Genomic DNA, 11,091 nt, shown 5'->3' with positions numbered 1-11,091 from the left:
GTGGGGCGATGTCTCCCACAGTCTGTACTGCTGCTGACAGTCAGAATCGGCTTTAGCGTCCCACCACCCCTTCAAGTTTAACCATACAAGCGGCCTTGCGCCGCGATGGGCTGCGCAGCAGCCCCAGGGTTTCAGCTTCGTAGCGCGCAATATCGGGGCCGCTTTGCGGCCCAGCTGGCAAGCGACGCGTATCGCGCCTCAACCTTCCTGACGAGGCTCCCGAATCTTGTAGGACGCTACATACAGCGCCGGCAAGAACAGCAGCGTGAGCAAGGTCGCCACGATGATGCCGCCGATCATGGCGTAGGCCATCGGGCCCCAGAACACCTCGCGGGCAATCGGGATCATGCCCAGGCTGGCGGCTGCAGCAGTCAGCAGAATCGGCCGGCGACGATGGTTGGTCGCCTCGACCACGGCGTCCCAAGGCGAGTATCCCTGGGCTTCGAACTCATCGATTTGGGTCACCAGAATCACCGAGTTACGAATGATGATGCCGGCCAGCGCCAAAATACCCAGAATCGCCACGAAGCCCATTGGCGTGCCGGTCGGCACCAGCGCCAACACCACGCCGATGAGCCCCAATGGCGCCACGCTGATCACCAGGAACAGCTTCTTCACACTGTGCAATTGGATCATCAGGAACGTGGCCATGAGGAACAGCATCAGCGGGATCACCTTGGCGATGGGCCCCTGGGCCTTGCCGCTCTCCTCCACCGTACCGCCGGTTGCAATCTCATAGCCGGTGGGCAACTGGCTAGCGAATTTGTCGATATCCGGCTTGAGCTGGGCCACCAGGTCCGTGGGTTGGATATCGCCGTTGACCGAGGCCTTGAGCGTGATCGTCGGCTTGCGGTCGCGGCGCCAGACCAGGGGCTGCTCCTGTTCGTAGCGCACGGTGGCAAACGCCAGCAGCGGGATCGAGGTGCCATTGGGCGTTAGGATCTGCAGGTTTTGCAGCGTATCGGGGGAGCCCCGCTCGCTGTCCACGGCGCGGGCCACCACATCGATCAGGTAGATATCGTCGTTGACTTGGGTGACGGGTACGCCGGTGACGATGCTGTTCATCACATTGGCCACGTCTTCCGACGACAACCCCAACTGACGGGCCTTGTCCTGGGCGATATCGATGCGCAGCACTTTGCCCGGCTCGTTCCAGTCGTAGATCATTTCGCCGATGTTGGGGTTCTTGTCCAGCAGCGTCGCCAGCTCGATGGCATGCTTGCGCACCTGGTCGATGTCCTTGCCGCTGACCCGGTACTGGATCGGCCGCCCCACCGGAGGCCCCATTTCCAGCGACTGGACGTTCGAGCCGATACCCACAAAATCCTCGCGCAGGCGCTTCTGCAGGCGGGCGATGAGTTCACCGCGCTCTTCCAGGCCTTTGCTCACGATGACCAGCTGCGCGTAGTAGGGGTTCTGCAACTGCTGGTCCAGTGGCAGGTAGAAGCGCACCGCACCCTGGCCGATGTAGGTGCTCCAGTGGTCGATGCTCTCATCGTCCTTGAGCGTTGCCTCCAGCTGGTCGACCACCTTGCGGGTTTCCTGGATCGACGCATTCTGTGGCAGGTTCAGATCGACCAGGATTTCCGGACGGTCCGATGCAGGGAAGAACTGGTTCTGCACGAAGCGCATGCAGAACACGGCCAGGGCGAACAGCACCACGGTGCCGATGATGGTCAGCCAGCGGTGACGCATGCTCCACAACAAACCCTGCTCGAACGCCCGGGCCACCCTGCCCGGCTTGTCATCATGGGATTTCACCTTCCGGGCGTTGAGAATGTGCACACCCAGCACGGGGGCGAAGAACACGGCGACCACCCACGACACCAACAGCGCTACGGCAATGACTGCGAACAGCGTAAAGGTGTATTCGCCGGCAGAACTGGCGTTCAGGCCGATCGGCACGAAACCGGCCACGGTCACCAGCGTACCGGTGAGCATGGGAAAGGCCGTGGAGGTATAGGCGAACGTTGCGGCGTCCTGCTTGCTCTCGCCCATCTCAAGGCGTGTGACCATCACCTCCACCGTGATCATGGCGTCATCGACCAGCAGCCCCAGTGCAATGATCAACGCACCCAGCGAGATGCGTTGCATGGTGATGCCGCTGTACTCCATGAACACGAACACCATGGCCAGCACCAGCGGGATCGAGCACGCCACCACCAGGCCTGCACGTACGCCAAGGCTGACGAAGCTGACGGCCAGTACGATGATCACCGCCTCGAACAGCGCGCTGGTGAAGCCACCGACGGCCTTCTCCACCACTGTGGCCTGGTTGGACACCGTGTGCACATCGACGCCTACCGGAAGCTCGTTGGTAATGCGCTGCATGGTCTGCTTCAGCGCCTTGCCAAACTCCTGGATGTTGCCGCCCTTCTGCATACCGATGGCAAGGCCCAGGGCCGTCTTGCCGTTGTAGCGGAACATCGGCGCAGGCGGATCGGCATAGCCGCGCTCGACCTGAGCAACGTCTGCCAGGCGGTAGAAGCGGTTGTTGATGCGCAGGTTGACGTTCTCAAGGTCCTTTTCCGAGGCGAACTGCCCGCTGGTCCGTACGGAGATACGCTCCGGCCCGGCCTCGATCACGCCCGCTGGCGTCACGCTGTTCTGCGTCTGCAAAGCCTGCATCACCTGACGCTGGTCGATACCCAAGGCGGCGAGCTTGCGGGTGGAGAAGTTCAGGTAGAGCACTTCGTCCTGGATACCGACCATTTCGATCTTGCCGATATTGGGCACTTCACGGACTTCAGCCCGCGCCCGCTCCACATAATCACGCAACTGACGCAGGCTCAGCCCGTCGGCGGTGAAAGCGTAGATGGAACCGAATACGTCGCCGAATTCATCGTTGAAGCCAGGGCCCTGCAAGCCCTCGGGGAAATCGCCGCGAATGTCCTGGATTTTCTTGCGTACCTGGTACCAGATCTGCGGTATGTCGTCTGCCTTGGTAGTGTCGCGCAGGTAGACGAACACCGTTGATTCACCCGGCCGGGTATAGCTCTTGGTGTAGTCGAGCGAATCGAGCTCCTCTAGCTTCTTCTCGATCCGGTCGGTGACCTGCAGCAGCGTCTCCTCCTGGGTAGCGCCAGGCCAGCGAGTCTGGATCACCATGGTCTTGATGGTGAAGGACGGATCTTCTTCGCGACCGAGGTTGAAGTACGAAAAGATGCCCATGAGCAAGCCGACGAACATCAGGTACCACACGAACGACTGATGCTTGAGTGCCCATTCGGACAGGTTGAAGCTTCCTTTCATTGCGCATCCTCGTCGAAGGTGACCTGCTGGCCAGGCTTGAGGCTATTGACGCCGGCGATCACCACCCGCTCCCCAGGCTGTACGCCTGATGAGACGACGATGCGGTCTTCGTTTCGGTCGATCAGGGTCACGTCGCGCAAAGCGACAGTTTTCTGTTGAGGTTCGACGACCCACACCTGGGTCTTGCCATCGCGCTCGAGCAGAGCGCTGGCCGGCAGTTCGCTGCGCGGAGAAACCTGCGAGCTGAGGGTGACGCTGACGGCAGTTCCCAGGTGGAACGTTTCAGGGGTGCTGGCCAAGGTCAGCCGCGCGCGCCGGGTGCGGGTAGTGGCATCGGCCTTGGGCTCGAGCTCGCGCAAGGTGGCGGTGGTGTTGACGGCGGGGTTGAGCTGCGAGGCAACGGTGAAGGTCAGGTCCGGGGCCAACTGCTCGGCAATGCCAATGGGCAGGTCGATCACGGCTTCCTTCACGTCTGGCCTGGCCAGCTTGACCACCGCCTGCCCAGCGGTGACGGTTTGCCCCGCCTCGGCCTGCCAAGCGGTGATCACCGCCGCATGATCGCTACGAAGTGTGGTGTAGCCGAGCTGATCACGGGCCTGACTGACCGAAGACCTGGCCTGCTCCAGCGTGGCGCCGGCCGTTTTCAGGTTGGTCTGGGCAATGTCCAGCTGGGCCTGAGCACCCACGCCGCGGTCGTACAACTGTTGTTGCCGGCGGGCGTCGGACTGCGCGTTGATCCACTGCGCCTGCACCCTGGCCAGGTCGCCTTCAGCTGCACGCAGCTGGTTTTGCTGGTCGGTCGGATCCAGCGTGGCCAGCGTATCGCCCGCTTTGACCTGGGCACCGACGTCCAGCCAACGGCGTGCGATGCGACCGCCTACGCGAAAGCCCAAGGTACTTTCGTAGCGCGCTTCGATGACGCCTGCAAAGCGGCCCAGGCGGGCCTGCAACTGAGGTTGCACCACTACCGACAGCACGGGGCGAACCGGCTCTGGCGGCTGCTCTTGCTTGCCGCACCCGACAAGCAACACACCGGCACACATCAGTGTCAGCCAAGGCTTCATAGCGGGCTCTCCGGCGCTTTGGCGGGGACTTTTTCAACTTTCATGCCGGGGTGCAGCAGCTGCCCGCCGGTTACCACGACGACTTCGCCACCGTCGAGGCCCTTGCCGATGACCACGGTGCCGGTCAGGTAGCGGCTCACTTCGACTTCCCGCAACTGCACCTTGTCGCCCTCACCCACGATCCACACGGCGGGCTTCTTCAGGCCTTTGGTCAGTGCCGACCAAGGCAGCTCGACACTCGGCTTGCCCCGCCCCTGCGTGGTCACGGTGACGGGCGCGCCCAACTGCATGGCAGGCGGAACGTCCTGCAGACCGACCTTGACCTGTACCGTACCGCTCTGGGCCGAGACGGTGGGGGTGATTTCCCTCACCGCCCCACGGGCTTGTACCTTGGGATCGTCCAGCAGGCTGACCACCACGCTGGCATCGCTCGGGGTGCCTGCCAACAGGGACTCATAGACGTTGAAGACCGCATCACGCTCGCCATCCCGGGCCAGGCTGAAGATCGGCATGGTCGCTTGCACCACTTGGCCTACCTCGGCCTGGCGCTCGGTGATCACACCGTCGGCCTCTGATACCAGCGCGGTATAGCTCAACTGCTCGTTGGCGTTCGCCAGCTGAGCCTGTGCGGCCTTCAGGGCGCTCTGGTTGCTACGCAGCGAGGCCTGGGCAGCATCGTATTCGCTTTGGCTGGTATAGCCCTTGGGCAGCAGTTTCTGCTGGCGGACGAAGGCGGCTTGGGCCTGGGTGACTCGCGCCTGGGCGGCGAACACCTCGGCCTTGGCCGAGGCGACGTTGTTCTGCAGGTCCTTGGGGTCAAGCCGCGCCAGCACCTGCTTGGCCTTGACGTGATCGCCCACATCTACCGCGCGCGAGATGATCTTGCCGCCTACGCGGAAAGAAAGGTCGGTTTGCACACGCGCCTGGATATCACCGGTCAGGGTCACCCTGGCAGCGAAATCAGCAGATTGGACAGTCTGCACGCCCACGCGAGGCAGGGTTCCTTCGGGCTCACTCTTGCTGCAGCCCGTGAGCAAGCCCAGCACCCCCAAGCCGGTGACCAGCAGCACACGCGACAACGTCATGGAGGCTCCTTTCTTGCGCGCAAAAGATTCATGCATGCGATTCGCCAGGTAAGCCGGGGTTCCATAATTCTTATTGGAGTACTAGAGGCCCTGCCCACTTCAGACCCCTGGGCGGCTTTGTTAGGTCAGGTATAGCGAGCTCCAGCAATTGTGTCAGTACCGCAGTCTCTCAAGATCACGGGCGCTGGGTCGGGCGTAGCTGATCGCCTGCAAGCGAGCAGCTACGCCTCAATCAGATCGGCGCCACCGGCGCCGGGCGCCGTACCTGTGGCTGCGAGGCGTTGGCCGCCGCACCCTCTTCGATGGCTTGCTGTATAGCCTTGCGGCGGCGCTCTTCGGCACGGCGGCTGAAGTACCAGACAAAGAACGTAACCAACGAAACGGACAGCAGAATCAGGCTGGCCACGGCGTTGATCTCGGGCTTCACGCCCAGGCGCACCGCCGAGAACACTTCCATGGGCAACGTGGTCGAGCCTGGCCCGGACACGAAGCTTGCCAGCACCAGGTCATCGAGCGACAGCGCGAACGACATCATGCCGCCGGCAGCCAGCGATGGCGCAATCATGGGGATGGTGATCAGGAAGAACACCTTCCACGGCTTGGCTCCCAGGTCCATGGCCGCTTCCTCGATCGACAGGTCCAGCTCACGCAACCGCGCCGACACGACAACCGCCACATAGGCCGCACAGAAGGTGGTGTGGGCGATCCAGATGGTGACGACGCCACGCTCCTGCGGCCAACCGATCAATTGCGCCATGGCCACGAACAGCAGCAACAGCGACAGACCGGTGATGACTTCAGGCATCACCAGCGGCGCAGTGACCAGGCCGCCGAACAAGGTGCGCCCGCGGAAGCGGGTGACCCGGGTCAGCACGAAAGCGGCCATGGTGCCCAACGCAACCGCTGCCACCGCCGTGTAGCAGGCAATTTCCAGCGAGCGCATCACCGAGCCGATCAGCTGGGTGTTGTCCAGCAGGCCGACGTACCATTTCACCGACCACCCGCCCCACACCGTCACCAGCTTGGAGGCGTTGAACGAGTAGATGACCAGAATCACCATCGGCAAGTAAATGAACAGCAAGCCGAACACCAGCATCAGCTTGGAAAAACCGAAGCGCTTCATGCCCTGCCCTCCATTTCCTTGGCCTGGCTGCGGTTGAACAGCAGAATCGGCACGATCAGGATCGCCAGCATCACCACCGCCAATGCGGAAGCCACCGGCCAGTCACGGTTGTTGAAGAACTCCTGCCACAACACCTTGCCGATCATCAGGGTTTCCGGACCGCCGAGCAGCTCGGGGATCACGAATTCGCCCACCACGGGGATGAACACCAGCATACACCCGGCGATGATGCCGTTTTTCGACAGCGGCACGGTGATTTTCCAGAAGCTGTTGAAGGTACTCGACCCCAGGTCGGATGCCGCTTCGAGCAGGCTTGGGTCATGCTTCACCAGGTTGGCGAACAAGGGCAGGATCATGAACGGCAGGTAGGAATAGACCACGCCGATGTACACCGCCAAGTTGGTATTCAGGATCTGCAGCGGCTGGTCGATCAGCCCGGTCCACATCAGAAAGCCGTTAAGTAACCCGTTATTGCTGAGAATGCCCATCCAGGCATACACGCGGATCAGGATTGCCGTCCATGTTGGCATCATGATCAGCAGCAACAGGACGGTCTGGGTTTCCTTCTTGGCATTGGCGATGGCGTAGGCCATCGGGTAGCCGATCAGCAGGCAGAGCAGCGTGCTGATGAACGCCATCTTAAGCGAACCCAGGTAGGCCGAGATGTACAGGTCGTCCTCGGTCAGCAAACCGTAGTTGGCCAGGTTGAGCACCAACTGGATCTTGTCCTCGACGTAGCTGTAGATCTCGGTATAAGGCGGGATCGCCACGTCAGCTTCGGCGAAGCTGATCTTCAGGACGATGAAAAACGGCAGCATGAAGAACAGGAACAGCCACACGAAAGGAACACCGATCACCAGGTGCCGCCCCTCAGGGGTGATGCGCCGGAACGCTCGCTTGAGCTTGCGCAGCTTCATGACCGCAGTACCACGCCGCTGTCGTCTTCCCACCATACGTAGACTTCATCGTCCCACGTAGGGCGCGCGCCTTGGCGCTCGGCGTTGGCAACGAACGACTGCACCACCTTGCCACTGGGTAGCTTCACGTAGAACACCGAATGACCGCCCAGGTAGGCGATGTCATGGATCTTGCCGCGCGACCAGTTGTACTCGAAGTCAGGCTGGACAGTGGTGACCAGCATCTTTTCCGGGCGCAGCGCATAGGTGATGTGCTTGTCTTCCACGGAGGTGGAAACACCATGCCCGACGTAGATCTTGCGCTCAAGTTCAGGCGAGGCGATCAGGGCATGACCTTCGGCATCGTCGATCACCTCGGCATCGAACAGGTTGACGTTGCCGATGAATTCGCAGACCAGGCGGCTGGTCGGGGTTTCGTAGATATCCACCGGAGAGCCGATCTGAGCGATCCATCCCAAGTGCATGATGGCGATGCGCTGGGCCATGGTCATGGCCTCTTCCTGGTCGTGGGTCACCATCACGCAGGTCACACCGACGCGCTCGATGATTTCCACCAGCTCCAATTGCATCTGCGAACGCAGCTTCTTGTCCAGGGCGCCCATCGGCTCGTCCAGCAGCAACAGCTTGGGGCGCTTGGCCAGGGAGCGGGCCAAGGCCACGCGCTGGCGCTGGCCACCGGAGAGCTGATGCGGTTTGCGCTTGGCGTACTGGGTCATGTGCACCAGCTTGAGCATCTCGGCCACGCGGGCGTCGACCTCGGCCTTGGGCAAGCGGTCCTGCTGCAGGCCGAAGGCGATGTTCTGCGCCACGGTCATGTGCGGGAACAGGGCGTAGGACTGGAACATCATGTTGATCGGCCGCTCGTAGGGCGGCATGTCGGTGATGTCCACACCGTCCAGGAAGATGCGCCCTTCAGTGGGGCGTTCGAAGCCTGCCAGCATGCGCAGCAAGGTCGACTTACCGGAGCCGGAACCGCCGAGCAAGGCGAAGATTTCGCCCTTGCGGATTTCCAGGGACACATCGTCCACCGCTACCGTTTCGTCGAATTTTTTCGTGACCCGGTCGATCTTGACCAGCACCTGCTTGGGTTGCTGGCCACCCTCGAGGGCTTTCTTATAGGCGCCGGAGGCAACTGCCATGAGTGAAACTCCCAACAAGATTTTTGTGCCCGCGCGGCCTGCCAGGCAGGTCGCGCGGGTGAGGTGGATTACTTGCCCGACTTGACCTTGGTCCAGCTACGGGTCATCAGGCGCTGCACCTTGGCCGGCAGCTCTGAGTTCACGAACATCTTGTCCAGCACATCCTGCGGTGGATAGACCGCAGCGTCAGTCCTCACGGCCTGGTCCATCAGGTCGCCAGCCTTCGAGTTAGGGTTGGCATAACCGACGTAATCACTGACCTGGGCGATAACCTCAGGTTTCAGCAAATAGTTGATCAAGGCATGCGCCTGCTCCACGTTCTTGGCGTCCTTGGGGATCGCCAGCACGTCGAACCAGAGGTTGCCGCCTTCTTTGGGAATGGCATAAGCCAGGTTCACGCCCTTCTTCGCCTCTTCGGCGCGGGCCTTGGCCTGGAACACATCACCCGAGAAACCCGCCGCGACACAGATGTTGCCGTTGGCAAGGTCGGTGATGTACTTGGACGAATGGAAGTAGGTCACGTAGGGGCGCACCGCCAGCAGCTTCTGCTCGGCCTTGGCGTAATCCTTGGGGTTGGTGCTGTTGGGATCCAGGCCCATGTAGTTGAGGACGGCCGGAAGCATTTCGTCCGCCGAGTCGAGGAAGGCCACACCGCACTTGGACAGCTTCTTCATGTTCTCGGGTTCGAACAGCACCGCCCAGGAATCGATGGTATCGACGCCAAGCGCCTCCTTGACCTTGTCGACGTTGTACCCGATGCCATTGGTGCCCCACAGGTAAGGCACGGCATACAGGTTGCCCGGATCGTTCTTCTCCAGACGCTTCATCAGCGCAGGATCAAGGTTCGCGTAATTGGGTAGCAGTGCCTTGTCGAGCTTCTGGAAAGCGCCCGCCTTGATCTGCTTGCCCAGGAAATGGTTGGAAGGCACGACCACGTCATAGCCGGTCCTGCCGGCCAGCAGCTTACCTTCCAGGGTCTCGTTGGAATCGAAGACATCCTGCACCGGCTTGATGCCCGTGGCTTTCTCGAAGCCTGAGAGGGTGTCAGGGCCGATATAGTCGGACCAGTTGTAGAAATGCACCGTAGGCGCCGCTTGGACGCTGCATGCCAGCGTCAGGCTCGCTGCAGCCATCATGGCCTTGCGTAATACAGAATTGGACAAGTGGGTGGTCCTCACAATCAGTGTCTGGGTAGCGACAATGCTGCCGCACACGCAAAACCGGCGCGCAACTTACCTTCGCAGCTTCGATGCCGCAATGCTCAATTGCCTTTCACTGGTTTCGGACCGGGAATACCCGGCCCGAAAATGCTACATCAGGCTTATTTGCCCGATTTGATCTTGGTCCAGCTGCGGGTAATCACCCGTTGCACTGCTGCGTCAGGGGCGGCAATGGCGTACAGCTGCTTTTTCACTTCAGCGGACGGATAGATGCTTGGGTCGCTGGTGATGTCCTTGTCCACGAAGGCGGTCGCGGCCTTGTTGCCGTTGGGGAAGCGCACGGCATTGGTGATTTCGGCCATGACTTGCGGCTGCATCAGGAAGTCCATGAACTTGTAGGCCGCTTCCTTGTGCTCGGCATCCTTGGGCATGGCAACCATGTCATAGAAGGTGCCGGCGCCTTCTTTCGGAATCACGTAGTCCAGCTTGACCTTGTCTCCCGCTTCGTGGGCGCGGGTCTTGGACTGCTCCAGGTCACCCGAGTAGCCGACTGCCAGGCAGATGTTGCCGTTGGCCAGATCACCAATGTACTTGGAGGAATGGAAGTAGGTGATCGAAGGACGGATCTTGAGGAACAGGTCTTCGGCAGCCTTGAGGTCTTCCTTCTTGGTGCTGTTGGTCGGCAGGCCCAGGTAATGCAGGGCAGCTGGCAGCATTTCGGTTGGGGCATCGAGGAAGCTCACGCCACAGCTCTTGAGCTTGGCAATATTCTCTGGCTTGAAGACCACGTCCCAGGAGTCGATCTTGTCCACGCCCAGCGCGGCCTTGACCTTCTCTGGGTTGTAGCCGATGCCGATCGAGCCCCACATGTAGGGGAAGGCGTACTTGTTGCCCGGGTCGCTGGCATCGCCCACGGCCTTGAGCAGGTCCTCGTCGAGGTTCTTCCAGTTAGGCAGCTGGGTGCGATCGAGTTCCTGATAGACGCCAGCCTTGATCTGCTTGGCCAGGAAGTTGTTGGAAGGCACCACAATGTCATAGCCGGACTTGCCGGCCAGCAACTTGGCCTCCAGGGTTTCGTTGCTGTCGAACACGTCGTACTTGACCTTGATGCCCGACTCTTTCTCGAACTTGGCGATGGTGTCCGGAGCGATGTAGTCCGACCAGTTGTAGACGTTCAGTACCTTGTCTTCAGCCTGTACAGCCCCGACCACTGCGCCCATCAGCGCGGCAGCCAACAACGTCTTGCCCATATTCTTCATGCGTCATGCTCCAGAGTGTTCGATTAGCTATCCGTTCAGAAGCCGGGTCCCGCAGTACACGCGTGTGGGCGACTGAAGCAGCCGCTAGTCTG

8 protein-coding genes are annotated in these 11,091 nt (G+C 61.1%); all 8 read right to left on the bottom strand.

Annotated elements, in window-relative coordinates:
- Window positions 1-198 precede the first annotated feature (198 nt).
- The 8 genes from FS767_RS01595 to FS767_RS01560 all read right to left on the bottom strand — a co-directional run bounded on the left by FS767_RS01595 (window position 199) and on the right by FS767_RS01560 (window position 10,999).
- Window positions 199-3,252, bottom strand: coding sequence for an efflux RND transporter permease subunit (locus FS767_RS01595; RefSeq protein WP_100852462.1), 3,054 nt, complete (start codon window positions 3,250-3,252; stop codon window positions 199-201).
- On the bottom strand, window positions 3,249-4,316 hold the full coding sequence (locus tag FS767_RS01590; RefSeq protein WP_058638173.1) for an efflux RND transporter periplasmic adaptor subunit: 1,068 nt from the start codon (window positions 4,314-4,316) through the stop codon (window positions 3,249-3,251). Before FS767_RS01590 ends, FS767_RS01595 begins: the two co-directional genes overlap by 4 nt.
- Window positions 4,313-5,401 (bottom strand): efflux RND transporter periplasmic adaptor subunit, encoded by a 1,089-nt coding sequence (locus FS767_RS01585; RefSeq protein WP_144963961.1) that lies wholly within the window; start codon window positions 5,399-5,401, stop codon window positions 4,313-4,315. The genes FS767_RS01590 and FS767_RS01585 overlap by 4 nt, the downstream gene beginning before the upstream one ends.
- Before the next feature lie 232 nt (window positions 5,402-5,633).
- The gene (locus FS767_RS01580; RefSeq protein WP_023532426.1) at window positions 5,634-6,524 is read right to left on the bottom strand and encodes an ABC transporter permease subunit; all 891 of its coding nucleotides are present in this window, start codon (window positions 6,522-6,524) and stop codon (window positions 5,634-5,636) included.
- Window positions 6,521-7,441, bottom strand: coding sequence for an ABC transporter permease subunit (locus FS767_RS01575; protein WP_058638175.1), 921 nt, complete (start codon window positions 7,439-7,441; stop codon window positions 6,521-6,523). The genes FS767_RS01580 and FS767_RS01575 overlap by 4 nt, the downstream gene beginning before the upstream one ends.
- Complete coding sequence (gene potA, locus FS767_RS01570) at window positions 7,438-8,580, bottom strand: polyamine ABC transporter ATP-binding protein (RefSeq protein ID WP_058602845.1); 1,143 nt, start codon at window positions 8,578-8,580, stop codon at window positions 7,438-7,440. Before potA ends, FS767_RS01575 begins: the two co-directional genes overlap by 4 nt.
- A 68-nt stretch (window positions 8,581-8,648) precedes the next feature.
- The gene (locus FS767_RS01565) at window positions 8,649-9,743 is read right to left on the bottom strand and encodes a polyamine ABC transporter substrate-binding protein (protein WP_144963960.1); all 1,095 of its coding nucleotides are present in this window, start codon (window positions 9,741-9,743) and stop codon (window positions 8,649-8,651) included.
- A 158-nt stretch (window positions 9,744-9,901) separates the two neighbouring features.
- Complete coding sequence (locus FS767_RS01560; protein WP_144963959.1) at window positions 9,902-10,999, bottom strand: polyamine ABC transporter substrate-binding protein; 1,098 nt, start codon at window positions 10,997-10,999, stop codon at window positions 9,902-9,904.
- Between the last annotated feature and the right edge of the window lie 92 nt (window positions 11,000-11,091).

The sequence above is a fragment of the Pseudomonas sp. DE0010 genome, from assembly GCF_007680745.1.
Lineage (GTDB): Bacteria > Pseudomonadota > Gammaproteobacteria > Pseudomonadales > Pseudomonadaceae > Aquipseudomonas > Aquipseudomonas parafulva_B.
The sequence above is the reverse complement of the archived record's forward strand: the minus strand, read 5'-3'. Positions and strand labels throughout refer to the sequence as shown.

What these genes read in the sequence shown, in the direction of transcription:
- FS767_RS01595 (WP_100852462.1), bottom strand. Translation starts at nt 3,252, where the DNA reads ATGAAAGGAAGCTTCAACCTGTCCGAATGGGCACTCAAGCATCAGTCG.
- FS767_RS01590 (WP_058638173.1), bottom strand. Translation starts at nt 4,316, where the DNA reads ATGAAGCCTTGGCTGACACTGATGTGTGCCGGTGTGTTGCTTGTCGGG.
- FS767_RS01585 (WP_144963961.1), bottom strand. Translation starts at nt 5,401, where the DNA reads ATGACGTTGTCGCGTGTGCTGCTGGTCACCGGCTTGGGGGTGCTGGGC.
- FS767_RS01580 (WP_023532426.1), bottom strand. Translation starts at nt 6,524, where the DNA reads ATGAAGCGCTTCGGTTTTTCCAAGCTGATGCTGGTGTTCGGCTTGCTG.
- FS767_RS01575 (WP_058638175.1), bottom strand. Translation starts at nt 7,441, where the DNA reads ATGAAGCTGCGCAAGCTCAAGCGAGCGTTCCGGCGCATCACCCCTGAG.
- potA (WP_058602845.1), bottom strand. Translation starts at nt 8,580, where the DNA reads ATGGCAGTTGCCTCCGGCGCCTATAAGAAAGCCCTCGAGGGTGGCCAG.
- FS767_RS01560 (WP_144963959.1), bottom strand. Translation starts at nt 10,999, where the DNA reads ATGAAGAATATGGGCAAGACGTTGTTGGCTGCCGCGCTGATGGGCGCA.